Here is a 23,505-nt window from a genome sequence, read left to right as displayed (position 1 = left end):
TACAATTTTTGGTTTAACCTTTCGTACCCATTACGCTCTCAAATCTGTACTCTACTGCATCGTCTTTTATCTGCGGTGCAGATGCTTTTGCAGTCGTCAGAATGGGGTACATATTGGCGTAATAATTCATTACCGCTTCCACGCTCCAACGTGGCTCTGGGTCGGTCAGTCTGATGTCCTGTCCTTTATCTTTGAGTACAAAAACTCTCTCTAAATGCGTTGCTAATAACATAATGCTCGTTTTTAATGGTTAATACTCGTTTTCTTCTTCGTCCGCTGTGTCTGTCGGGCAATCGGCAGTAGCTTCTGCCACCTGTGGCGGTTCGGTTGCTGTTTCTTCCGTTGCTCCGAAAAGGCTCGGTGTTGCAAACTTGTCTGATAATGATGTTTTGCGTTTGCGTAGTTCGTCCGCTTTTTCGGGGTACTCCGCTATGTCGGGTACTTTTATCCACGCTTCACGGAACTTACCCTCTTTCTCCAACTCGTCCACCTTATCCATAGCCTGTTTAAACTTCTTGTCTTTGGCTTCCTGTTCCTTTTTCTCTTTTTCGGCTTTTGCTTTCTCGATTGCCGATTGTGCTTTGGCTTCGTCCAATTGCTTTTGGAACTTTTCCATATCTACCATTAAGCCCGATACCTTTTGTACAGGTGTGGTTATTTGCTCAAAAAATCCCTCGTCAAACTCCTGTGCGGTGGCGTTAAATGTCAATGGGGGAATGAGGTTTTTGGCACTATCTCCGCATTGTTCGTTATGGAGCAATACCGATACAATTAGATTGCTTTCTGCTCCTTTGGTTATCGTCAGTTGTAAATTGCCTGTAAAATCCAACTGCTGTACTTGTTTGAAAAAATTTGTGTTCATCGCTCTAAAATTTTAATTGTTGTTACTTGTTTTTTGATTGCTTTTAGTTTTTCGTACATATCCGTCCAATAGGCGTTTTGCCTTTTGTCGAACTCGGAAAAACTTTTGTCCTCGTGCCTGTATTCCTTGTTTTCTTTCGTTATTTGGATAGCTTCATCAAGGTCTGTTATCTCAATGGGGCAACCGTTTAAATCTGTTACGTGCATTTTATTGTACTCGCTTTTAAATGTTATTTGCTTATTTCCGCTATTTGTTCAATCCTGCCATAAATGAAACTCCGTAGGCTCGTTTTATCGGGGGCATTGTATTCCTGCCAACTGTCGTACTGCTTCACTACATAGGCTTTTAAAATATCCTCAAAACCAAAGCGATAACCCATAAGGGGTACGGCTTTTCTGAAAAACGCATTGCGGTTTACTGCTTCCGCAATCCAATTTTTTTCGGCTCGGCTCAATTTCTCGCCTTTGTTCAGTTTTTCCCTTAACTGATAGACCTTTGAAGATTTCAGCGTTTCCAGTTCGGGTACTTCGTGGCGGACAAACTTTGTGGCTATTGCTTTCGTTTTTCATTATACTCGCTTAAAGGTTATGAATGTGATTTTTCGGCAGTATAAACTCCGTTTACATAGTAGCCGATTAGTTGTTCCCAAAGCCTTATTAGGCTGTTAGTATCTACATAGTATAGTTCTGTTCGGTTACAGTAGATGATGTATAAAGCCACGTCTTTGTACTCTTTATTATGGCTGTATGCTTTTGCCAACTGCTTCGCTTCGGTCTTTGATGTTGTCTTCATTTCTCACTAATTTGTGTCGTTATCAATCTTTACTATTTCCGTAATGGCACATTCGGGGCAATCCTCTACGGTTGTTATCTGCTGTATTGCTCCCTGCTTACCATTTAGTGATACCACTTTGAGGTTTACTGTTCCGTTGTTGTGCTTTATGGTTGCTATAAATGTTTCTACTTTCATTATTGTTGTTTTATAGTAGGCTACCACCGATTAAGGCGGTAGCCTGTGGTTATTTAATTAAGTGTTAGGATTTCCGCACCGTCTAATGCAAAGGCAGTACATAGGTCAAATGCTTTCTGTGATTTGGCTTGTGCCGTTCCGCCTAATACAATACTCTGCAACTTGGCTTCGTCATCCCTGTAATTCCGTACATTCTGATAGTAGCCTGTAACCGCATTGTATGCTCCGAACAATGTGCCTTTTGTCGTGTCCATTTGCTGTGTGTCGCTCATCATTGCATAGCCAAAAGCGTCATCAACGACATTTTTAAACACGGTTGAAACTTCATCTTCCGCACCTTTTTTAATCAAATCAAGGGTTTCCTTATTCGGGCAAAGTGCCAATTGGATTAGCTTTCTTACCTCTCGGTCTGTTACCTTTACCTTTGTCCACTCGTTGAAAATGCCCTCTAATTGGTTGCTCAATGTGTTCGCCAATCCCATAATCTTGTGAGCGTTCTCGATACGCCCTTTTGCTCCCGAAGTATGTTTGATACGGACTACATTGGTCATACTACGTAACGAAGCGTTAAGGGTATTTTGACAAACGATACGGATAGGAGTAAATGCGGCTGTTATACTTCCACTGCCATCGTGTGAAGTGGTTAGGAAGATGTACTTTTCCGTAACGTCATCGCCATTGCCTACACGGATATAGTCGGGTAATTTTGCAGTAATAAAAATGCGTTCTCCTTTACCCAATGCTCCTGCGGTTTCGTAGAGAATACCCTCGCCACCACCTACGATAGCATCAAAGAAATTAAAGGCTTCACGGTTTTGCACAATGTGGTAATCCTTACCGACTACGCCTAATACTGCATTGTTATCGGTGCGAATGTTAGCAAAATAGTTAGGTACTTCCAATTCGCTACTGCCTATCTCTATGCCCTGTGCGGTTTCGATAATGCCCGAACCTTTGGTAAAAAGTGGGGATTTTACGACTTCGTAATCTAATCCTGCGTGTTTGATAGCTTCCTCGCTTGTTGGGTATTGCTCCACGATTTGCCCTAAACCGTGCCACGCTTTTTGCTGAACGCTGAAAAATGAATAACGTCCTGTTCTCTCGTTGAAATTGATATTATGTGCCATAATGTTTAAAATTTTGATATAAAAAATGGATTGAATGTTCTTGATTAAAATGGGAGGTCGTCTTCTGCCTTGTTATTGTTTGTGCTTGTGGTAGCTTGTGCCGTTTCCGATTTTTTGCCACCGCCGTGCAATTTGATTTGTGAGGTATGGAAATTCAATCCTGCTCTTGGCTCTCCATCATTACCTGTCCACGCTCTTGTACTTACTCGTCCCGATAGTTCTACCAAAGTGCCTTTTGTAAGTAGCTTGGCTACATTCGGGCTTATCCAATAGGAGCAGTCGAAATAGGTGGTTTGCTCTATGCGTTCGCCCTGCTTGTTACGGTAGCTGTCGTTGGTCGCTACTGAAAAGTTTACTACTTGTTTGTCCTGTGACGTTGTGCGTACTTCCGCATCCCTTGTCAGTCTTCCTGTGATGTTCATATTCTTTAATTTTTAGTTATTGATTTTGATTTTTTTTAGATTTATTCGGCAATGAGAGGAGGTGCTGTTTCGTTTCATTACCATTTCCAATGTTTTTAATTTTCGTATCTGACATTTTTTTTATTCGTTTAAAGAGCCGGAGTATGCTATGTTTCGTTTCACGAGCATAAAAGGTTCGTGTTTAGCAACACCAAGGTTTTGGAAAAAAATACTACCCAACGGGTGGAGATTATTTTCCAAACTTGCTTGACCTTTGTGATGCGTGAAGAACACGGAAATACCTTTGCTCTTGAAATGGGACAAAAAAGCATACGGGTCTTTGGATAAAAATGAATGTGGAAGCCAAGAAGATGGCATTGAGAAATGGTTTAAAGTGAATTGAAATAACACTTCCAATTCGCTGAATTTTTAAAACACTTTTTTAAAGCGGTGGGGCTATCAAAGCCACACTAACAGAGGATTAGAAAAATGTATTTGTGTGGGAGGCATAGATGGCAACATTTTTTAATCTTCTGTTCCAGAAGTAGCCGAAAAGCTCTTTTACAGAAAGGGAATAGCAGAGCGAAGTAAATGTGCTTTGGCTATAAAATATGGGCATAAAAAAAGCAGAACCGTTAAGTTCTGCTAGTAATTATCAAATTGTGATTAACTATATAACCTGTAAAAACGCTTCTTCAATCTCCTTAAATTTAGGAGCTACCAAATCCATATCCTTACTAATCTTTTGGCTGGTAATTTTAGCATAAATCTGTGTAGTTGAAATGTTTTTATGTCCCATCATTTTGCTAAGGCTTTCAAGAGGTACGCCTTCGGTCAAAAACATCGTTCCAAATGTGTGTCTTGCGGTGTGAAAAGTTACTTTTTGTTCTGTAATAATTTCAGCTTTTTCAATTAATTTGCCAATGTGAGTATTGCAGGTTACATTGGTTGGAACTGGAAAGATAAACTCATTACGAGTGCTACCGAGGTATTTTTCTATGATACGTTTTGGGATTTCCATTAACCGAACATTAGAAGCAATATCTGATTTTTTTCTTCGGCTGATGATCCATTGATGGCCATCGAAGAAAGACTGAATATTGTTCCTTGTCAGTTTTTTAATATCCGCATAAGCAAGTCCGGTAAAACAACTGAAAATAAAAAGATCTTTCACAAGCTCATACCGTGGGTGGGGCGGTACACACATCATCAGTTTTTCTACATCTTCTTTAAGAATATAACCCCTGTCGGTTTCTTCCATATTAATTTCATAATCTTGAAACGGATTATCACGTATCAAACTTTTTTTAATAGCCAATTCCACCAGACTTAGCACAGGCATCGTGTAAACCCAAACCGTATTATGTGTAGACTGTAAATCGTACCGAAGATAAAAATCAAATTCCCTAATAAAATCTCCAGTCAATTCCCGAAAGGCCATATCATCACGATGATAGCGTTCTTTGATAAAAGCGGTAAGATGATTATAAACCGTGATGTACTTGTTGTAGGTGCTTTGTGAACGTTCTTCCTTGTCAACCAATTTTTTAAATTCCTCATTTTTATCGTTAAAGACTTTTAGAATTGCATCATCCATTACACCAACACCCAAGAATGAGAGCTTTACTTTTTGGGAAGTAGCAAAGCCCTCGTGTTTCAGCATATCTTCATAAATTTTGTCAATACGCCCACGTATGTTATCCAACTTTTTATTAATATTTAAAGCTGTTGCGCTTTTGCCCTCAACTCTTCCATATTTTAGATCCCAATTGCTTGGGTCAATTTCTAACTTTGTCCCGAAAGTTTTAGGTGTTCCGTCAATGGTAATACGTGCCATAATCGGAGCATTACCATTTTTTTTCAGTTCGTTCTTTTTCAAGTAGAAAAGCAGTTTGAACGTTGATTTTTTTGTCTGCGTCATAACTCAAATGTTTAATGTTTAAAATTAATTTACATTGAGTTACAAGGAAATATAAAAATAAGTGCAAAACACTGAAATATAACCGTTTAAACTAATAAGAAACCTCTATTAATCGGTAACGAATTAGTAACTTAACTTTGTCATTTCAAGCCCAAAACCTATCAGACACCGAGTTCCAAATAAAGACTACTTCTTTATAAAACATTGTATAGCAACGGATTTAATCGTTTTGCTTAACTTTGCTTTTTACTAATCTTTTTTGAATAAAATATAAATAAAACTCTATTTTTAGTTTATCTAACTTTTAAACATAGAACAGACAAACTAAAGTTTTTAATAACTAATGACTAATTACAGCTCTTATTCTTCTTAAAAATAAAGTTATCTCTTGCTATTATTCAATTCTTTTTCCCACTCTTCTAAAGTTAAAGGTGACAGTCCTTCTTTAGCTCTTATATCATTTTTAATCTTAACAAAAGTAGGAGTGATTGTTACAGTACAACCTTTTAATGATTCTTCTATTTCTGCTTCTGTCAGAGGAGTTAATAAAATTAATTGATTAAGATATTCTTTAAGATTACTACATATTTTAGTAGGCCATTTACTTACTTCTTCTATCCCCCAATCGTCTTCCTCGTGAAACCAATAGTAAATAGATAAATCTTTTTTCGAAATAAGAAGTAGGTCACCCCCATCTACACTAGCGATAGGATATAGTTCATCAGGTAATCTTCCTAAATAGGTATTATAATTACTATCTCTATTTATATTGTTATTCAGGTCAAAATATATTTATGGACACTATTCAATAAATTAACTTTCCCAACTTATATGGTCTATATTACCATTTATATCTGTATAAACAACTAATATTTGATTACTCATTACTCCATCAATCTCAATAGAATATTCAAAAATACCATCATACTGATTATCATTAGAATAAAGACCTATACTTACTAATCTCAGTTTATTGATTAATTGCTGTTCTTTTGATTCATTTAGATTATGATAATCTATAATCTTACTTAACTCTTCCTCTTCAAGTTCGTCAAAGTAAAAGTCTGCATACTCTTTAGCTTCTCCTTCATTGTTTAAATCATGATTGATCTCTATTCTATTCTGAATATCAAATACAGAAATACACTTCAAAAACTTTTTAATGCTTTCAATCTCTTCTCTATTTATACTTTTAACCTTAAAACTTAAATAAATATTAAGCCTAAAACTATCATATTCTATCTCTTTAGAGTAGTGTTCATCAAGTTGAGTATAGTTAATTTCTCCAAAATAAGGTAATTCAGTACTTGCAATTTGTTTAACTGAATCTTTTGAAGAAGATAAATAAGAGTAGAGCTTTTTGATTATTGTCATTTGTTTGTTGTATAACTTTTTACTTTGCCGAAGTTACAATTATTATCAACTACCATTATTATTCATCTTAGAAATAAAGTCATTCAAGCTTTCAATATCAATTTTAGTAACTGTTTGAAATACACCACCGTTATTAAGATCTAAGACTAAAACTCCTTTATTATCTTCTTCATAACCAACTTGTTTAAAGGTATAAGTGATATATTCATAGTCAAACTCTTTTATTTTATCTTTAAACCAATTGTAATCAACAGTATATTCTAATTTAGTTTTTGAGATAGTAATAATCTCTTTACCATAAGTATTCCATAGAGATATTCTTAAAGTTAAAAAGCAGAACAACCAAGTAAGCAACAAAACCATCAGACTAAAAAATCCCAACTCACCAAAGCTTAATAAATTTAAAAAGAATCCTACTAAAGGTAAAGCAGCAGAAAGAATAGTAATGAAGTATAAAACTATACGAGAAAACAGATTACTCTTTTTGACTCTTAAAATCAAAGTATTCCCTTTTAATTCTATTTGATTCATATTCTCTTAGGCACAAAGATTAGGATTAGCACTCTTTTTAAATACAAGGTAAAATTATCTGCTACTCTAAAAAGAAAACAATTGTACTTACAACTCTTGCTTTTTGAATATAAGGTTCAGTTAGCTCATTACTCCCCTCTTCATTATCATAATAATATCTACCTACAATGGTAATTTGCCCTTGTGAAGCTGTTTTTATTTTACCCAACTTAGCTTGTGAATCATTAGCAAACTGCTCACCTGCTATACGAGCGTTTTTTGTACTCTCAGCTATTAGCTTTGGTTTTACAGAGTTTAGATCAGGAAAAGAATAGATAGAATCTATATTCGAAGTCAAGTCTTTACTAATCAAATCAAGTTTTATCTGAGCAACTTTGTCTTCTGTATCTTTCACCTCTTTGGTTTCAATAGTCAGCTTTTGGGTAATAATATATCTGTCTATTTTTACAGACACTTGCTTTCCATCTTCCCAACGTTGCTCATAATACTTCTCTTGATCACTGATATCCACATTGGCTATCATAATCTCATTTTTAGGATAACCAACAGTAGCTAAATAAGCAATAATCTGATTCTTTTTAGTGTCTGTTTGCTTTATAACTTGTGGTAAATCATCTCCTGATAATGAAAAGTCAATGACAATAGTAGCAGTACTCGCTATCATATTCATTTCAGCCAATCCTTTTACTGTTACCACTCTGTCTTTATCACTAAAAGTCTTTAATCCTTTGAAAATAAAAAGACCTAATAACGAACAACCTAACAATAGGGATAAACCTAGAATAAGGGATTTTGATACTGTTTTATCTTGCATAATAATGAATTATTGATCTATACTACTTTAATTCATGGATGTATAACTATATCCTTACTTTCTATAAATGTAACAATCATCGTCTAATTATACAACAGTAATTCATTCCTCCTTAAATTATTAATAAATTAGCCTCCGTTTAGTCATACCGTGATATAAACGACAACAGATCTAATATTTTCTATTTAATCAACCTAATTAATGAAACAATTTCTTCTCAGAAAAGATATACAAATCTCAAGTAAGCGATACTTTATTGATGCTATGGGAGCCATGGCGTATGGGTTATTTGCTACTCTATTAGTAGGAACCATCCTCAAAACAATAGGAGAAGAATTTAGTATTCCCTTTTTAAAAGAAGTCGTTTGGCCTTTTGCTAATCAAGCTACAGGTCCTGTAATAGCCCTTGCTATTGCCTATAGTTTACGCGCTCCTCAGTTAGTGTTGTTCTCGTCTGCAGTAGTAGGTGTAGCAGCATATCAATTAGGAGGACCATTAGGTGTCTTTATCGCTACTATTATCGCAGTAGAAATAGGAAAAGCTGTAGCTGGCGAAACAAGAATAGATATCGTAGTTACCCCTATAGTAACTGTCTTAGTAGGAGTTGCTTTAGCACAGTTAATAGGACCAAGTGTCAATCAGTTGATGCAATGGATTGGCCAAATTATCATACTCTCTACGGAGTCTAATCCTCTAATCATGGGAATGGTTATAGCAATAGTTGTTGGTATGGTACTTACCTTGCCTATCTCATCAGCTGCATTGTGTCTGATGTTACAATTAGACGGTTTAGCAGCTGGAGCAGCAACTATTGGTTGTTGTGCCCAAATGATAGGGTTTGCTACTATCAGCTATAAAGACAATGGTATAAAAGGACTATTAGCACAAGGTATTGGTACCAGTATGCTACAAGTACCTAATATCTATAAAAATTGGAAAATATGGATTCCTCCAACATTAGCATCAGCCATATTAGGACCAATAGCTATTCTGTTTTTTGATATGCAGAACACTGCTTTAGAGTCTGGTATGGGAAGTTGTGGTTTAGTTGGTCAAATAGGAACCTTTAATGCAATGAAAGACTCCTACTCTACCTCTTATATACTAATGGCTATTTTAAGCTTGCAAATCGTCTTACCTGCAATTTTGTCTTATCTAATCTACTACATAATGAAGAAGAAACAGTGGATTAAGGATGGAGATATGAAGTTGTTTTAACCCGGAATACGCGATAGATCTATTAACGAGGATTAATTATACAAAACAGTTCTGAATTTATGAAAAAAGCATACTATAGTATGGTTTTAGAAAAAATGAAAGAGATGTAAAGTAGAATTAATATGTAGTATAGAGCGAATGCGGAATCTGGGTTTAACATATAGCAACAACACTTTTATCAATGCATCATAACAATACCTTCATTATCCTCATATTTAAATATGTAAAACTTGTAATTACTTAATGAACGACTGTATTGGATATCATTTTACTTTTTGTACTTTCGGTAAACAATCAAACCCGATTAACCACCAAAACAACCAAAACCATACAGATTATGAGAAAGAACCTTATTCTATTTCTTTGTTTCATTATGTATTTATCAGCTCAAGCGCAAACCAACGCTTCAGCAGATTCGATAGCACAGCGAGAACTGTACCTAAATTTCAAACCTGAATTTGAGAAATACGAAAAGCTACATGGAAAGTATATCCAGACTGATAATGTAAACATGCATTATTTAGAATGGGGAGATAAAAAGAACCCTACACTAGTTTGGATTCACGGAACCTATAGCAATGGTTATGAGTTGTACGAAATTATAAATCAATTGCTAAAGATGAATTTACACGTTATTGCAATTGATTACTACGGACATGGGTATACTCCTATTCCTCAGAAGAACCTTTCAATATATCACGTAGCAGATGATATCAAGTTCCTTTTAGACAAAATGAATATCAAAAAAGCAATTATTGGGGGTTGGTCACGAGGAGGAACAATCACTTCTGCATTCTATGACGCTTACCCTGATATGGTTCAAGCTCTTATCTTAGAAGATGGAGGTTCTGTTGCTTGGGATTACCACGTAAAGTCAACTGATATTGTAAAAGATATAGAAGAAACCAAAGAGTATTACGTAAACAAAAAGCCACTTATTTTTGATAGTGAATTTGATGCTTATTGGTTTATCTATAACAATTGGGGAGTAAAAGGGAAAACAAACACCAAACTAAAAAAGGATATTTTCACCTCTTATGCTCGTATAAAGAAAAACACAAATAACAAATATGAGATAAACCCTGGTGCAGAAGAGCTTACTGGTGAAAACTCAGCTGAAGAAAACATTGCGATTATCTATACTCCATTCACTTCTAAAACAGCCTTTGGAGTGTCAACACATCAATTAAACCCTAAAATTATCTATCGCAATCTAAACAAACCTTTGCTTATCTTCGATCCTATTAGTAAATATGATTGGTTTGATTTTAAAGAAGAAAACAATAAGCTTGCCGCAGAACACAAATCCTTTATTATTCACAAAGTATATGAAAAAACTGGACATGGTGTAAAAGATGAACACCCAGATACAGTATTGAATGATATTAAGGCATTTTTACAGAACAATAAATTGATAAAATAAGATATGAGCGTTAATTATAGCTCTAAATAACTAACTCATTTAGTTTTTAAAAAAGTAGGCTTTCCTATAAGAAGGAAAGCCTGCTTTTTTTAATAACATTCTAAATCAACACCCTTTAAACTACCATTTATGAGCTCTAAATACTTGAATTCTTTTCGAAACCTTTGCGTTATACATTGCAAAAGAATTGTATTCTGGAGTTTTAGATTACTATCTAAACTTGACTTCTATGTATTTATAATTCCCTAATTAGTTTTCTCTTTATTTTTTTCAAGAGTTGCTTTCAAGTCATCAATAGTAACCGTTTTCTTTTGATTTGTAGATAAAATTAATCCATAAAACCCTATTATCGCCAATAAAGAAAACACCAACATATAAAAAGGTTTCCCATTGTTTTGCACATATTTTCTATATGCAAAATACATCAATCCAACACCTAAAATTATCATTCCAACTGCTAAACCGATATTGCCAAAAAGCTCATAAACAGGTAATAAAATCCTAGGTACACGATACTCTGACTGCTCAGAGAAATACGTAGTTCCCATACTAAAAATACCTGCTCCTATTAATGTCATGGCAAAAGATTTAATCTTTTCAAGAGTTGCAATTGTCTTATTTTCTTCTTTCATAGTTAATTATGTTTATTCAGTTTCTATTATGTTACTATTGTTCTTCTAAAATAAGAATAGATATCTATTCTTATTTTAGAAAATTTTACACTAATTTATACAAATAAACATAAAAAAACACAATATCCCTTCTATTCATTGATTAAAGAAAACAACTGATTTAAAACGAGTTATTCAGATAAATATGTCATAATACAGAAAGCTCCCCACTTATATTACTATTCGCTAGTGATATAAGTGAGGAGCTTAATTTAAAACTATTTAACCCCTATCTTTTTTAAAACTAAAGTAAATCACCACAGAGCTGATAAACATTAGTATAGACGCTATAAAGAATGGTGCACCTGAAAATTCAAATGGTGCTTGATCATGAGTAAAGTAATAAAACAAATTAGTCATAATAGGCGGTCCTATAATAGAAGTTACACTCACTAAACTAGTTAAAGCTCCTTGAAGTTCTCCCTGTTGATCAGAAGGAATACTCTTACTGATTAGAGCTTGAAGCGATGGGCCACAAATACCTCCCAGAGAATAGGGTATCAAAAAACACTAATATCATCCACCCTTGATTAGCAAAGGCAAATAATAAAAGCCCAAAAGCATAGAATAGCAACCCTAAATAAATACTCTTTTTCTCACCTAGTTTAGGACTTGTCCATCTGATTAACACTCCTTGAACCAAACCTATTAATAGACCAAGAATTCCAAGTGAAATCCCAACTGTTCGCTCTGTCCAATTAAACTTATACATCGTAAAGAAATGCCAGTTGCTTTGTACAGCGTGAAGACCGATATAAACTAATACCAAGGCTATAACTAATTTTGATATTTTAGGGTGTTTTAATAAGAATTTGAATGAACCTATTGGATTTGCTCGTTTCCATTCAAAAGGTCTCCTCTTCTCTTTATCTAAGCTCTCAGGAAGGATAAAGTACCCATATAAGAAATTGAGAAAGCACAGTACAGCTGCTACATAAAAAGGTATCCTTGCTCCATAATGACCTAGCACACCTCCTAAGACTGGGCCTATAATAAACCCTAATCCAAAAGCAGATCCTATTACACCGAAATTCTTCGTTCTATTCTCATCAGTAGAGATATCTGCAATATAAGCACTCGCTGTAGAAATACTTGCTCCTGTAAGGCCTGCTATAATCCTACCAATGAATAACCATGTAATCGTCGGCGCAAGAGCCAATACAACATAATCAATAGCAAATCCCAATAGAGAAACCAATAAGATCGGTCGTCTACCAAACTTATCACTCAAATTACCTACAATAGGCGAAAAGACAAACTGGGTAAATGCATAGGCAAAGCCAAGCCAGCCTCCATATTTTGCTGCTTCGCTAATATCGTTATGAATAAGTTCACTTATAAGTTTTGGAACTACGGGAAGTATAATTCCCCATCCTGTAATATCTATTAATAGGGTAATAAATATAAAACCAACTGCTGCTTTTTTATCTGTTTTTTTCATGGGATAAAAGTAAACAGCCACTTCTGATTAGGTATTGATGGTTTTATAGGTTTTAAGTACAATTTCTAAACCTAATTCCTAACTGTCTTTTTCTCTAAACACCTTAGGTGATACCCCTGTATTCCTTTTGAAATATCTACAGAACACACTCGTTTCAGCAAAACTAAACTGGTTGCTGATTTCTTTAATAGTCAGATTAGAGGATTTAAGCAAAGTCTTTATATGTAAGATAAGGATGTGGTCAATCCACTGTAACGTAGATTTGCCCGTATGCTGCTTTAAAAAAGTAGATAAATACTGTGAGCTCAAATGAAGTTGATCAGCATAGAATTGTACATCTCTATGTATATGCGCATGCTTAGATACGAGAGAGTAAAACTCATCAATAATCTCATGCGTACGATTCTTTGTTTGACTAGTGATTATTGAGCGATTAGTAAACTTCTCTGTAATCATACTTATCAAAGCCATCACCAAATGCTTTAGCATCTCAGATTTACTACTGCTTTGTTTCTTTTGATATACCTGTTCTATCAGCTTAATCAAGTCTTCTTGTACAGCATAATCTTCTTTGTCTTGTAGTCTGATAATAGGTTGCCAACGGATTTGATCATTCATCACTATTTCTCTCAACACAGGAAATGCTGAGATAAAGTCTAACGAAAGCCCTATGGATACTATTTCTGCATCCTCACTCAGTGATTTCGTTTCTATCATTACCTGAGGTGGCAATACAGCAATATCTCCTACATTAAGCTCATACTCCGTAAAATGTATCTGTGCCTTCATCGACCCTTTAAGCACAAAACCCAATAATAAGCCTTCAAACAAACGACTGTGTTTGGTATAACTATTCGTAGAACTGCTATACTGATGAAAAACAACTATCCCCTCTGTTTTCTCGACAGCATCTATATCATATAGCTTATAAACGTTATCTAATGTAATAAATAGAGCCATCTTGATTATCTAATTATATGGGTAATATCTGATCTCACGTATCTTGTAATGAGGTAAAGGTATGGTTTTATCTTAGTACATAACTATGCTTCTGCGAAATTAGAGCTAAGTGGCAAGTAGCAAAAAATGAAAAAGCAATATCAAAGTAACAGTAAATGTTGCTTAACTCTGACAGATAGAAAAACAACAGCACAACTATTACAGAATAAATAACTTCGAGCAATTTCAGCTATAGATCACAAAAAAACAATAAGGAGCTTTTAAAGGTTCATAAAGCTGTTAGTTGTAAAAAGTTGTTGTACTTGATTGTATTGAACATCTTCTTAGTTTTAACAACAGGGGTTTCTATGTATATAGCGGTTAAGAATACTATTAATAAATATCAGTATATGCATTTGCAAATGAAAGGTGCAATTAATAAATCAACTAGAAAATGTAAATCAGTTTTCATCGAAAATCATAAAACAGCTAAGTTTTCAAAGAGTGAAATAATAAGCAATAAAATTATAGAATGTTATTTTAATAAATTTGCTAACGGTTTGCATATTGCCTTTCGAGCGGGATTTTTATCACTAAACTTGATACGAAGCCGAAAGTTCAAATATATCAAAAAGCGTCAAACGAAGCACTTTGCCCCGCCTGACGCCAATATGTTTGTTGTGAGCAGTTTCTATCGTTAACCTAACTATTTAAGTTCCTTTACTAAACAGTAAGTAGTATGGCCTTTTGGATAATCAGACAATTCACCATAAACTTTGTATCCAAGTTTTTCATAAAATGGGCGAGCTTGAAAGCTTAATGTTTCGGTTCTCATATAACTAAATCCCTTATCTAAAGCGAATTCTTCAGCGGCTTTCATTAGCTTTCCACCGATTCCTAATCCTCGAGTTTTTTCAGAAAGCCATAGGAGTTCAATGATACAGTAATTCCAAAAGGCACAAGCTCTGATACCTCCTATAACTTTTCCTTTTTCATCTTTTGCAAAAACTGCAAATCTTAAATCATTTTCAAATACTACATTATCTTGAAGATAATTTTGATTATAGCTTTTAATCCCCTCACTAATAGCTTTTAAGTCTTCTTTTTTTGGGGTACAGGTTAACTCAATATCCATTACTTATTTTTTCAAAAAATTCTTTAAACAATCTGTATCATTAGTCGAGTTGTTATTCTCTCGAAATTGCCTACAACATTGTTTTTTTTACGAAGCAAAACACTATGTAATTTCGTAAAATCTTGAGCTAATGTACCTAAATAAACTCCATAAAAAAAAACTATCTCTACTTTTTTGGGTGTAAAATTGGGTGTTTATGTTTTAATTGACAAAGTAAAAAGCTCTTTTGAAAATCTACAGATTAAAGATCTTTTAAAGGAGTAATTAACATTAAGAATAGCAACATTATATTACATTGCTTATCAAAGATATTATCATCCATTTAAACAAAAAAAGGTAGAATACCCTCCAGAGTAATTCTACCTTTTTTCTGTTATATCTAATTATTCACAACCATCATACTAAATGCAATAACGAAGCTGAAGTCCTTTGTACAAAACCGCATTGTCTATAGAATTTTTCATATTTTTCTTCGTAATCTACATGAATCCATTCAATAGAATTAGCTTTACACTCAGATATAGCTTTAATCACCAATTCTTTGCCAATACCACTATTACGAAAATTTGGGTGTACAGAGGTATCGAGAAGAAAAGCATGTTTATTTCCGTCCCATGCTATATTAATAAAACCTATGATCTCATTACCACAATGCGCAGTAACATAGCTTAGGCTTCTAGATAATACCTGATTATAATCTACCCAAATATGGTCTTTCCATACTTTCTCCATAAACCTATTTAAAGCATTTATGTCCAAAGAAGTATTAACTGTATAAATGATGTTGTGATTCATTACTTTTTAAAATTTGAGATTACATTTCAGAATAATAATCGTTAGCTTCTTTTTCTGTTACTATTGTAAAAATCTTCTCGTCTACATTGATTTTAATAAGTGGAAAGTTTTCGTCACTTTCTTCTGTCAAAATTATTTCCTTTTTCAACTTTGAACTTAATGTTGTCATAAATGACAAAATAGTATCAACTTCTAATACAGAATTTACTTCTCTTGGATCAATGTCAAACTCAATTTGCTCAATTGAAAAAAAGTGACAGTTTATATATACATTATTAATGTTTATTGAAACAGCTTTACATTCTATTTCTCCAGTTTCGTCTTGTAAATATTCAAATACTTCCTTTTTATTAATTTTATTTTCAGAGAAATAACTTACATTATATTCAGAGTTCAATATATCTATTACTTTTTCCCAATCAGTCAACGATGTTTCCTGAATATAAATATCCCTTAATGAACCATCAGGTTTAAAAATCCAATTAATATTGTCCCAATTATAATTCATCTTTCGTTTAATTTGATACTAATATAATTAGTTTTTATAAAGTAAGATACTATCTTATTATAAATAGGTAAACAAAGAAAAACAATATCTCATAGCTTTTAAGTATAATCCCTTTTTAATAGTGTATTTACTATACTAACTTAGTTACTAATTGCAGGTTAAATTTAGACTAGTAATTCATTTTATAAAGACAAGTTATTATTATATTGATATAAGAACAGGGGGCTTTACAGCCCCCTGTTTATTAATTTTCGTCTTACTCATCCATCTTTTTGATAAGATCCTTCCTACCTACTTACTATTGTTTTTTTTTTCACTCTTTTCATAGGACTGTACTTACAAACTCTATTATCTATATTTTCAATTTTATATTCGGATAGAAGCTGTGAAATTATTATGGTCGTTTCCTCTTCGCTAAGACCTACACTTGTTCCAAGATCAATTTCATTTAGTTGACCGTTATTTTCTATTAGAGCTCTGTAATATTTCTCTTTATTTTTCATAATTGTATCTTTTTTGTACAGCTATCATCATATGCGGACTAAACGGCAGAAGATAGCTATCATTTTCAGTAATTTGGATAAGCTCTATTAATATTTTTTGTTTTTTACTGTCCAGCATATTGGCAAAAAAATCTTTGTCCAACCATGCAATACCCTCAACCGCATAAGTGTTTAGATAAGTTAACCCTTGATTTATAAATTCATCCTTAAACTGTTCGGGTTTATGATAATATGCCTCAGCTAAAAGCCAAGGAAAATCATTGGGTGGACTATGTTTACCTGTTATTAGTTCTTCTTTACACATTTCAAAAAATGATTTTTTATGAATTAAACCATTTAAGAGGCCTACCAAAGTTGATGCGGTATAATTAATGGCAAAACCTAATATAATTCCGTTATTCTTCAAAACCCGTTTAGCTTCACAAATAGCTGAATATCTGTCTTCTTTCTCTTGAAGATGATAAAGAGGACCGTGAAGTATGATAAGATCTGCATAATTATTTGGGAACTCCAACTTTCGAGATTCCCCCATGTGTACAGAAAATTTGTTTTTTAATTTATTGGCTCTGTTTTCGGCTATTTTTATATGTTTCGAAACAGGCTCTACCAAATGAACTTTATGTCCTTTCTTTGCCAACCATTCCGAATACTTTCCCGTACCGCCGCCAACATCAATTATTGTTAAAGATGAAGTAAAGATGTATTTTTCTATAAGTGATTTGATTCTTTCAAATTCAAATACGCCCATTCCTTTATCAAGTCGAGTTTCTTCAGATGCTTTATCGTAGAATATTTCTATATCTCTACTTATTAACTGTTTACTATTCATTAGAGTCCTTGTATTATCATCATTTTTAAATGTTGAATACATTGCAAAATGACAAGCCAATCGATTTGATAATCAATTGTTCGTTTATGATTTAATAAAATAAATGGATACAATTATCTGTGCATTGAAATTAAACAATTTCATGCATTAATTACTCTTCTTCGAGTTCGTCTTTTTGGGGTTAAGACGCAGATAATATGTTAGATATAGTATAACAGATTACAAAAATAGAAAATCTTAATTAATTTTCCCAAATTATACCTTTTAAAATTGTGCAAAGTTTCATCCTTTTGAGTTTAGTATCAATAAACTACTCTCTAAATTAAAGATAACTCTTTTTCTAAGGACATAAATCGAATTGAAAAATAATACCCCATTACATATAAATATAATTCCTTTTTAAGAATCTAGGAATTGAACGTTTTGGGAGTTAACTACAGTTTTATCTTATTTTCGTTTCTAAATACTTTATAAAAAGAGCTATAACTAAAGCAAAAATTAATAGTAATATATTCCTTGAGTGTTTTGTAGAGCTAAATAGCGACGAAAAAATTCTTTTTAATTTTTCTTTCTCAAATAAAAAAAGAATTAATACTAAAATTTGATAAAATATAGCAGACTTTACTGCTGAAATTTCATAGACTAAGTCTTGGATAATTATATTTGAAAGTATTATTGTCAATAATATGCAACCGAAAACACGACTTTTATCGAATAATATTGATATGCCTCCCAATATCTCAAAAACTCCAATTATTATCGGATAGGTCAAAGAATATGAGTAAAAAGTCCACATAACTTTATGTCCCTCTGAAACAGTTAAACTAGATGAATTTGTAAAGTCCGTAAATTGAATCGGTTTTGCAATTCCGTAGACTATCATTGAACCAGATACAATAAAAATTATTACCCATTTGATTATATACTCAGCTTTTTCCTTTAATAACATAAGTTTGTTCTAAAATTGAAACTAAAATCGATAAGCTAAAATAATTATTTTTTTGTAAACAAGATACCTAGTTAGTTGCTATTGCAAGTTAACATCAAAAAGGAAAACTCATATTAAATCAGTTATTGAGTCTATCGAAATAAAAACGAAATCATATCTCTTAGCTTTTACCTCAAAAAAGACGTTGTATAACAGTTACTGATGTTGTGCGTTCGCATTTCTTCGCCAACAAAAAACTAAACGCAATTAATAATTTGTATTACATAATTTAAGTTTGTCAGAATAACCAATCTAAAATTGTTACAAATCCTACAACAACACTGAGCACTAAAATGATTAACACAAGTCCACAACCGTAAGGAATTAACTTGTCTGCAAATGTTGATTTGTACTCACTCATAGACTTCAACTGTTGTTTGTCTACAATTGGTTCTACATACTGAACAAATGTGTCACTATTTTCATCAACCCAATCTTCATCATAGTTAAATGTAATAATACTTTTCTCTTCATCTAAAAGTATAGCTTCAGTATCTTTTGCTGATTTTAAAAGTTGAAGTGCAAATAATTCAAGACCTTCTTTGTTCGCCCTAACAAAACTTTCATCTGAGCCACCACCATATTGATAAATTCCGAAAATCGCCAGTTTTTTCAGTTCTTCTTCATCAAATTGATCAATGATTTTTTGCAATTCTTCTTTTGTCAACATAGAGTTTGTAGTATAGTATTTGTTTGTTTACGGGTTTGTTCGATAAAGTGACGTACAACATTGATTTTTCCCTATAAAGATTAGCTAAACTTTATGCTTAAACACAACTTTTAGGATTGATTCTAATTTACCCTTATTTTTCCTTTTTAAATTTTAAAATCTGTTTTTTTTCAAGTACAACTAATGAATCATTTGTCAGCTTTAAAATTTCCCACTGAAAGTTAGACACATCCTCATCATTAAAAAAATCAATTACTTGACCTTTTATTTCATACTCAAAAACCAATTGCTTATTATTTGGATAAAAGTTCATCCTCATTTCCTCACTATTAATATCCAATTTAAGAATTAAATCATTTTCCTTTACAATCCAGTTACCACAGACAGAATTTATATTTGTTTTACTAACAGGAGCATCCGTTATTGAATTGTTTTTTTTTGAGTAAGTAAAAACCGCAATAAAAATAACATAAATCAGAAGAACAATTATCTTTTGAAAGAGGCTTCTATTTTTTAAGAACCATGTTAGACCAAAAGTTAAAAGTACACCTATAATACTAGAAAAAAGACTTCCTAAAATTGAAGAAGATTGGAAAACATATTCTTTAAGAAAGAAAAATGTCAATACAAATATAGACACTGCAAATCCAATCGTTTTATAAAATTCTTTATTTAATTCTTGTTTCATTATTTATTAGCTTTTGTTTGTTTTTTTATTTCATCCACACCCCCTGCCTAAACTAATTACAGTAACACTTCTACTGTTTTCCCTGTTACTTTTACACCAATTTGTGTAGCTTCCTCCCCCTTCTTCTTTTAACGTACACTATAACGAAATCATTAATTACTTTAATAATAGAAGTACGAATACTTCTGTTGAATCGTTTAATTCAAAAATTAAATACTTCCGTATGATGATGTATAGAGGGGTTATAGATAAGAAGTTTTTCTTTTTAGATTAACTAAACTTTTTTTCTAGTCCCCAACTTTGGTCACTGATCCCTTTTTATGTTCAAACGTTGTTCTGAGAGTAGAACGGGTCAAGCGCAAAAGTTGGGGAGGAAGTTGTAAAATAATATATTTGCACCATGATGGATAGCAAAGAAATACTAAAACTAATCCTACCTGAGTACTTGGTAGAGCATTTCAATATTACAAAAGTTGAAGAATTAAATAGTCGTTTAGATATTTACTTCGAAGAAAAAAACGATTATGGTCATCAACTTCCAGATACACAATTAGTTTCCAAAGGATTTTATCCTATGACTACCATCGAAGATTTTCCATTACGTGGGAAATCAGTAAAACTGCATGTTCAACGTCGTCGCTGGACAGATAAACAAACAGGAGAAATAATCGCTAGAGATTGGAATGTGATTGCTGAAGGAACCCGAATGACTAAAGAGTTTTCGGAGTTCTTAAAAAAAATTAGCCGATACTAAAATACTTAGTTGTAAAGCTATAGGTGAATTATTTGGAGTTGACGGGAAGAAATTCCAACGTCAATACAAAAATAAAACCAGCGAGTTTAAGACTTGGAATCAACGAGAGCACGCCAAAGATTGGTTATTATACCCACAGAATATTAAAGAAAAACTATCCATAGACGAAGTCTGTTTGTCTAAAGGAGAATTATATACCATCATTACCTCTAAAGCTGGAAAAGGCAAGAAAAACACCATTGTTGCTGTTGTAAAAGGAACAAAATCTGAAACAGTTGTAGAACATCTATTAAAAATCCCCCAATCCCTTAGAAAAAAAGTAAAAGAAATAACCCTTGATATGGCTGGTTCTATGAAACAGATAGCAAAAAAATGCTTCACGAACGCTATACAAGTTATCGATCGTTTCCACGTGCAAAAACTTGCTAGCGAAGCACTTCAGAATATTAGAATTAAACATCGTTGGATTGAAATGGATAATGAAAATAATGCTATTATCCAGGCTAAGGGTACAAATGAAACCTATACTCCTGATACCTTATCCAATGGAGATACAAAAAAACAATTATTAGCTCGATCTAGACATTTACTATATAAAAGCCCTAATAACTGGACAATAGACCAACAAGATAGAGCTAAACTATTATTTGAATTATATCCCGAAATTGAACAAGCATATGGCTTAACAAACAAGTTAAGAGCAATATACAATCAACTTATTCCAAAGGAAGTCGCTATGACCAAACTTGCCTATTGGTTCAATCAAGTAGAAAATACGAACATTAAACAATTTAATACGGTAACTAAAACATTTATGTTACATTATGCAGATATATTAAACTACTTCAATGACAGAAGTACCAATGCCTCTGCGGAGTCCTTTAATGCTAAAATTAAGTACTTTAGAATGATGTATAGAGGTGTAAGAGATAAGTCCTTTTTTCTGTTCAGATTAACTAAACTTTTTGCGTAGTCCCCAACTTTTGAACCTGATCCTAAAATACTCTACTTTAGATATAGAGTACTGAATAACAATAACTTATATATACAAAAAAAGCTACCTAATTGGTAGCTTCTTATAATTTCGCGGAGAAAGAGGGATTCGAACCCCCGGACCTGTTACAGTCAACAGTTTTCAAGACTGCCGCAATCGACCACTCTGCCATTTCTCCAGTGGTCTGCTTTACTTCCGTATTGCGAGTGCAAATGTAGCACAAATATTCATATCTCCAAACTTTAGAGTGAAAATAATCAAACTTTTTTGTCCTACTAAATCTATGGATGTACCTTCTTCTCCACTACTCTATTATTAATCAACACAATACCCTTAAAAACATAAAAGCTCCCATCTAGGAGCTTTTATTATTTATCTTCAAATACTTTGACTACTAATTTATAACTCAATGCATCTAGAGCGTTTAAAGCCGCCTCAGAAGAGCTATTTGATAGAATCACGATACCTTTTTTTGCAACTGGATTAAATGCTACATAATTAGAATATCCTGAATCAATACCTCTAGTAAAGTACAGAGGCTCTCCTGATTCAAAAGGATAGCCTATCTTCCATCCTAAGCTCACCCAGTAGTTAGGAGAAACGATCAGTGTAGGTTTTTGAGTTAACTGTAACACCGCATCCTTTTCATTAAATTCAGCCTGTATGAACTTTGCCATATCCTCTGCCGTAGATATTCCTCCACTCGATGGTAATAAAGCTCCTACTTGAATAGGATAAACATCCTTGTGGTTTAAACTAATTCCCTTTACCATATTCTTTTTCTTCTTAGGAATAGACACAGAAGAGTTAGTCATTTTATACTTATTAAACACATTCTCCTGTATTAATTTATCAAAAGGTGTGTTATATACTTTACTTAAAGTGTTTCCTAAAATAGCGTACCCTAAGAACGAAAAACTCTGTCTTCTCTCTGAATTTGCACTATCTATAGTCAAATCATTTGCTAGGTACTCCTCTAGCTGAGTAGAAGTAAACTTAGTTAAGAAATCATCTTCTGACATAGTTGACTTAGATGATGTTTCTGGTAACATAGGTACAAACGAAGAGTGATTTGCCAATGCGATAAAAGGCAACTTTAAGTTCTTATTAAAATTAAAGTCGTAATATTTATTCACATTAGAGGTCATTTCTATCTTCTTATCAGTCGCTGCCTGTGCTAATACAGTAGAGGTAAATACAGTCATTAAATTAGCCACAGAAAACTGCTTATCAGCATTGTCTTCTACCCTAACATCTTTACCGTTATTTTTAAATCCGTGATAAGTTACTTTATCATTGTCGATTAATGCGATAGCATATTGACCTTTTTCAGGTAGATTAAGAGTCTCAGTCACTATAATCTCCTCAATACTCATTTTTTTAAATGAGTCATCCTTAGGAGTAGGCATATCCAAGATTCTAAAACCAATCACCTCTCCTGTATCATTCATAGCCAAATTAAGTAAGGCTACTTCATTATTTTCAAACTCAGTCTTAAATAGCGCTAAACGGTTATCATCTAATCCATAAAACTCCATACTCTTAATATTCCCCAGTTTCTCTTTCATCTCCACAAAGAATGATTTTGCCTTAGCACTAGGCAACTCCTCTTTTAAAGAAGGAGAAAAATGTTTATAGATATCATCGTAATCATTAGTATTATAATCTTTTACGAACACATCGATCAGAGGCTTATACTCCTTCTCTTGTGCAAAAGAACCAATAGTCATCAATAAAAACGCCACTATGGAAATACTTAATCTCTTCATTTTAAATTGTTTTACAAGGATAAATATATTAGTATTTCTTCGATTATAACCACTCTTTAACAAGATTAAAAGAAAAATAACACTTTCACTCTATTTTTCACACCTTTTACACACTCAAGATTATTGCATTCAAACCGTTATACCTATATCAAGATTCTCTATCGCAATACAGAATGCCAAC

Annotated in this window: 27 protein-coding genes, 1 tRNA gene and 1 pseudogene; 5 read left to right on the top strand and 24 right to left on the bottom strand. The window is 33.1% G+C overall.

Annotation, left to right across the window (positions count from 1 at the left end):
* Positions 1-13: 13 nt before the first annotated feature.
* From BMX53_RS08585 to BMX53_RS08530, 11 genes are all read right to left on the bottom strand, one after another.
* Positions 14-232, bottom strand: a complete 219-nt coding sequence (locus BMX53_RS08585) for a PRTRC system protein C (RefSeq protein ID WP_073062935.1) — start codon at positions 230-232, stop codon at positions 14-16.
* Between the two features lie 18 nt (positions 233-250).
* Positions 251-862: a PRTRC system protein E gene (locus BMX53_RS08580; protein ID WP_073062932.1), complete on the bottom strand. Its 612-nt coding sequence runs from the start codon at positions 860-862 to the stop codon at positions 251-253.
* A 229-nt stretch (positions 863-1,091) separates the two neighbouring features.
* Positions 1,092-1,316, bottom strand: coding sequence for a hypothetical protein (locus tag BMX53_RS08570; protein WP_244154485.1), 225 nt, complete (start codon positions 1,314-1,316; stop codon positions 1,092-1,094).
* Positions 1,317-1,660: 344 nt separating this feature from the next.
* Positions 1,661-1,831 carry a hypothetical protein gene (locus BMX53_RS19090; RefSeq protein ID WP_167357242.1) on the bottom strand — a complete coding sequence of 57 codons (171 nt, stop codon included), beginning with the start codon at positions 1,829-1,831 and terminating at the stop codon, positions 1,661-1,663.
* A 53-nt stretch (positions 1,832-1,884) separates the two neighbouring features.
* Complete coding sequence (locus BMX53_RS08560) at positions 1,885-2,958, bottom strand: DUF932 domain-containing protein (RefSeq protein WP_074745755.1); 1,074 nt, start codon at positions 2,956-2,958, stop codon at positions 1,885-1,887.
* A 44-nt stretch (positions 2,959-3,002) separates the two neighbouring features.
* A complete protein-coding gene (locus tag BMX53_RS08555; protein ID WP_002978328.1) occupies positions 3,003-3,380 on the bottom strand; it encodes a single-stranded DNA-binding protein in 378 nt (125 codons plus the stop codon).
* Positions 3,381-4,029: 649 nt separating this feature from the next.
* Positions 4,030-5,280: a site-specific integrase gene (locus tag BMX53_RS08550; protein WP_074745752.1), complete on the bottom strand. Its 1,251-nt coding sequence runs from the start codon at positions 5,278-5,280 to the stop codon at positions 4,030-4,032.
* Positions 5,281-5,661: 381 nt separating this feature from the next.
* On the bottom strand, positions 5,662-6,048 hold the full coding sequence (locus BMX53_RS19425; protein WP_394333464.1) for an SMI1/KNR4 family protein: 387 nt from the start codon (positions 6,046-6,048) through the stop codon (positions 5,662-5,664).
* A gap of 45 nt (positions 6,049-6,093) precedes the next feature.
* Positions 6,094-6,654 (bottom strand): DUF2004 domain-containing protein, encoded by a 561-nt coding sequence (locus BMX53_RS08540; protein WP_074745748.1) that lies wholly within the window; start codon positions 6,652-6,654, stop codon positions 6,094-6,096.
* Between the two features lie 45 nt (positions 6,655-6,699).
* Positions 6,700-7,185: a hypothetical protein gene (locus BMX53_RS08535; RefSeq protein ID WP_074745744.1), complete on the bottom strand. Its 486-nt coding sequence runs from the start codon at positions 7,183-7,185 to the stop codon at positions 6,700-6,702.
* 61 nt (positions 7,186-7,246) lie between these two features.
* Positions 7,247-7,999, bottom strand: a complete 753-nt coding sequence (locus BMX53_RS08530; RefSeq protein ID WP_074745740.1) for an SIMPL domain-containing protein — start codon at positions 7,997-7,999, stop codon at positions 7,247-7,249.
* A 201-nt stretch (positions 8,000-8,200) separates the two neighbouring features.
* Between BMX53_RS08530 and BMX53_RS08525 the strand changes: the two genes are divergently transcribed.
* Positions 8,201-9,217 (top strand): PTS sugar transporter subunit IIC, encoded by a 1,017-nt coding sequence (locus tag BMX53_RS08525; protein ID WP_074745738.1) that lies wholly within the window; start codon positions 8,201-8,203, stop codon positions 9,215-9,217.
* A 337-nt stretch (positions 9,218-9,554) separates the two neighbouring features.
* Complete coding sequence (locus BMX53_RS08520) at positions 9,555-10,640, top strand: alpha/beta hydrolase (RefSeq protein ID WP_074745736.1); 1,086 nt, start codon at positions 9,555-9,557, stop codon at positions 10,638-10,640.
* A gap of 245 nt (positions 10,641-10,885) precedes the next feature.
* Here BMX53_RS08520 and BMX53_RS08515 read toward each other — a convergent pair whose 3' ends face one another.
* The 11 genes and pseudogenes from BMX53_RS08515 to BMX53_RS08460 form a co-directional block, all read right to left on the bottom strand.
* Positions 10,886-11,272 carry a hypothetical protein gene (locus BMX53_RS08515; protein WP_074745734.1) on the bottom strand — a complete coding sequence of 129 codons (387 nt, stop codon included), beginning with the start codon at positions 11,270-11,272 and terminating at the stop codon, positions 10,886-10,888.
* Positions 11,273-11,533: 261 nt separating this feature from the next.
* Positions 11,534-12,752 (bottom strand): annotated as a pseudogene (locus tag BMX53_RS08510) (TCR/Tet family MFS transporter).
* Between the two features lie 78 nt (positions 12,753-12,830).
* Positions 12,831-13,712, bottom strand: coding sequence for a helix-turn-helix domain-containing protein (locus BMX53_RS08505; protein ID WP_074745732.1), 882 nt, complete (start codon positions 13,710-13,712; stop codon positions 12,831-12,833).
* A gap of 685 nt (positions 13,713-14,397) precedes the next feature.
* Positions 14,398-14,826: a GNAT family N-acetyltransferase gene (locus tag BMX53_RS08495; protein WP_074745729.1), complete on the bottom strand. Its 429-nt coding sequence runs from the start codon at positions 14,824-14,826 to the stop codon at positions 14,398-14,400.
* A gap of 396 nt (positions 14,827-15,222) precedes the next feature.
* Positions 15,223-15,621 (bottom strand): GNAT family N-acetyltransferase, encoded by a 399-nt coding sequence (locus tag BMX53_RS08490; protein WP_083394398.1) that lies wholly within the window; start codon positions 15,619-15,621, stop codon positions 15,223-15,225.
* 19 nt (positions 15,622-15,640) lie between these two features.
* Positions 15,641-16,129: a hypothetical protein gene (locus tag BMX53_RS08485; RefSeq protein WP_074745725.1), complete on the bottom strand. Its 489-nt coding sequence runs from the start codon at positions 16,127-16,129 to the stop codon at positions 15,641-15,643.
* A gap of 287 nt (positions 16,130-16,416) precedes the next feature.
* Entirely contained in the window at positions 16,417-16,632 is a 216-nt protein-coding gene (locus BMX53_RS08480) for a hypothetical protein (protein ID WP_074745723.1), read from the bottom strand.
* Complete coding sequence (locus BMX53_RS08475; protein ID WP_074745837.1) at positions 16,622-17,461, bottom strand: class I SAM-dependent methyltransferase; 840 nt, start codon at positions 17,459-17,461, stop codon at positions 16,622-16,624. Before BMX53_RS08475 ends, BMX53_RS08480 begins: the two co-directional genes overlap by 11 nt.
* 442 nt (positions 17,462-17,903) lie before the next feature.
* On the bottom strand, positions 17,904-18,410 hold the full coding sequence (locus BMX53_RS08470) for a hypothetical protein (protein WP_074745721.1): 507 nt from the start codon (positions 18,408-18,410) through the stop codon (positions 17,904-17,906).
* 277 nt (positions 18,411-18,687) lie between these two features.
* Complete coding sequence (locus BMX53_RS08465; protein ID WP_074745718.1) at positions 18,688-19,119, bottom strand: hypothetical protein; 432 nt, start codon at positions 19,117-19,119, stop codon at positions 18,688-18,690.
* Positions 19,120-19,252: 133 nt separating this feature from the next.
* The gene (locus BMX53_RS08460; RefSeq protein ID WP_074745716.1) at positions 19,253-19,807 is read right to left on the bottom strand and encodes a hypothetical protein; all 555 of its coding nucleotides are present in this window, start codon (positions 19,805-19,807) and stop codon (positions 19,253-19,255) included.
* A gap of 148 nt (positions 19,808-19,955) precedes the next feature.
* On the opposite strand from BMX53_RS08460, the gene BMX53_RS19390 reads away from it, so the two are divergent.
* The 3 genes from BMX53_RS19390 to BMX53_RS08445 all read left to right on the top strand — a co-directional run bounded on the left by BMX53_RS19390 (position 19,956) and on the right by BMX53_RS08445 (position 21,534).
* On the top strand, positions 19,956-20,081 hold the full coding sequence (locus BMX53_RS19390; RefSeq protein ID WP_394333463.1) for a hypothetical protein: 126 nt from the start codon (positions 19,956-19,958) through the stop codon (positions 20,079-20,081).
* Positions 20,082-20,207: 126 nt separating this feature from the next.
* Positions 20,208-20,561, top strand: coding sequence for an ISAon1 family transposase N-terminal region protein (locus BMX53_RS08450; protein ID WP_074745713.1), 354 nt, complete (start codon positions 20,208-20,210; stop codon positions 20,559-20,561).
* 1 nt (position 20,562) lies between these two features.
* On the top strand, positions 20,563-21,534 hold the full coding sequence (locus tag BMX53_RS08445; protein ID WP_074745711.1) for an ISAon1 family transposase: 972 nt from the start codon (positions 20,563-20,565) through the stop codon (positions 21,532-21,534).
* Between the two features lie 114 nt (positions 21,535-21,648).
* Here BMX53_RS08445 and BMX53_RS08440 read toward each other — a convergent pair.
* Positions 21,649-21,733, bottom strand: a tRNA-Ser gene (locus BMX53_RS08440).
* Positions 21,734-21,923: 190 nt separating this feature from the next.
* A complete protein-coding gene (locus BMX53_RS08435; RefSeq protein ID WP_074745709.1) occupies positions 21,924-23,324 on the bottom strand; it encodes a serine hydrolase domain-containing protein in 1,401 nt (466 codons plus the stop codon).
* Positions 23,325-23,505 lie beyond the last annotated feature (181 nt).

The organism is Myroides marinus, assembly GCF_900109075.1.
Taxonomy (GTDB): Bacteria; Bacteroidota; Bacteroidia; order Flavobacteriales; family Flavobacteriaceae; genus Flavobacterium; species Flavobacterium marinum_A.
The sequence above is the reverse complement of the archived record's forward strand: the minus strand, read 5'-3'. Positions and strand labels throughout refer to the sequence as shown.

What these genes read in the sequence shown, in the direction of transcription:
- BMX53_RS08585 (WP_073062935.1), bottom strand. Translation starts at nt 232, where the DNA reads ATGTTATTAGCAACGCATTTAGAGAGAGTTTTTGTACTCAAAGATAAA.
- BMX53_RS08580 (WP_073062932.1), bottom strand. Translation starts at nt 862, where the DNA reads ATGAACACAAATTTTTTCAAACAAGTACAGCAGTTGGATTTTACAGGC.
- BMX53_RS19090 (WP_167357242.1), bottom strand. Translation starts at nt 1,831, where the DNA reads ATGAAAGTAGAAACATTTATAGCAACCATAAAGCACAACAACGGAACA.
- BMX53_RS08560 (WP_074745755.1), bottom strand. Translation starts at nt 2,958, where the DNA reads ATGGCACATAATATCAATTTCAACGAGAGAACAGGACGTTATTCATTT.
- BMX53_RS08555 (WP_002978328.1), bottom strand. Translation starts at nt 3,380, where the DNA reads ATGAACATCACAGGAAGACTGACAAGGGATGCGGAAGTACGCACAACG.
- BMX53_RS08550 (WP_074745752.1), bottom strand. Translation starts at nt 5,280, where the DNA reads ATGACGCAGACAAAAAAATCAACGTTCAAACTGCTTTTCTACTTGAAA.
- BMX53_RS08540 (WP_074745748.1), bottom strand. Translation starts at nt 6,654, where the DNA reads ATGACAATAATCAAAAAGCTCTACTCTTATTTATCTTCTTCAAAAGAT.
- BMX53_RS08535 (WP_074745744.1), bottom strand. Translation starts at nt 7,185, where the DNA reads ATGAATCAAATAGAATTAAAAGGGAATACTTTGATTTTAAGAGTCAAA.
- BMX53_RS08530 (WP_074745740.1), bottom strand. Translation starts at nt 7,999, where the DNA reads ATGCAAGATAAAACAGTATCAAAATCCCTTATTCTAGGTTTATCCCTA.
- BMX53_RS08525 (WP_074745738.1), top strand. Translation starts at nt 8,201, where the DNA reads ATGAAACAATTTCTTCTCAGAAAAGATATACAAATCTCAAGTAAGCGA.
- BMX53_RS08520 (WP_074745736.1), top strand. Translation starts at nt 9,555, where the DNA reads ATGAGAAAGAACCTTATTCTATTTCTTTGTTTCATTATGTATTTATCA.
- BMX53_RS08515 (WP_074745734.1), bottom strand. Translation starts at nt 11,272, where the DNA reads ATGAAAGAAGAAAATAAGACAATTGCAACTCTTGAAAAGATTAAATCT.
- BMX53_RS08505 (WP_074745732.1), bottom strand. Translation starts at nt 13,712, where the DNA reads ATGGCTCTATTTATTACATTAGATAACGTTTATAAGCTATATGATATA.
- BMX53_RS08495 (WP_074745729.1), bottom strand. Translation starts at nt 14,826, where the DNA reads ATGGATATTGAGTTAACCTGTACCCCAAAAAAAGAAGACTTAAAAGCT.
- BMX53_RS08490 (WP_083394398.1), bottom strand. Translation starts at nt 15,621, where the DNA reads ATGAATCACAACATCATTTATACAGTTAATACTTCTTTGGACATAAAT.
- BMX53_RS08485 (WP_074745725.1), bottom strand. Translation starts at nt 16,129, where the DNA reads ATGAATTATAATTGGGACAATATTAATTGGATTTTTAAACCTGATGGT.
- BMX53_RS08480 (WP_074745723.1), bottom strand. Translation starts at nt 16,632, where the DNA reads ATGAAAAATAAAGAGAAATATTACAGAGCTCTAATAGAAAATAACGGT.
- BMX53_RS08475 (WP_074745837.1), bottom strand. Translation starts at nt 17,461, where the DNA reads ATGAATAGTAAACAGTTAATAAGTAGAGATATAGAAATATTCTACGAT.
- BMX53_RS08470 (WP_074745721.1), bottom strand. Translation starts at nt 18,410, where the DNA reads ATGTTATTAAAGGAAAAAGCTGAGTATATAATCAAATGGGTAATAATT.
- BMX53_RS08465 (WP_074745718.1), bottom strand. Translation starts at nt 19,119, where the DNA reads ATGTTGACAAAAGAAGAATTGCAAAAAATCATTGATCAATTTGATGAA.
- BMX53_RS08460 (WP_074745716.1), bottom strand. Translation starts at nt 19,807, where the DNA reads ATGAAACAAGAATTAAATAAAGAATTTTATAAAACGATTGGATTTGCA.
- BMX53_RS08450 (WP_074745713.1), top strand. Translation starts at nt 20,208, where the DNA reads ATGATGGATAGCAAAGAAATACTAAAACTAATCCTACCTGAGTACTTG.
- BMX53_RS08435 (WP_074745709.1), bottom strand. Translation starts at nt 23,324, where the DNA reads ATGAAGAGATTAAGTATTTCCATAGTGGCGTTTTTATTGATGACTATT.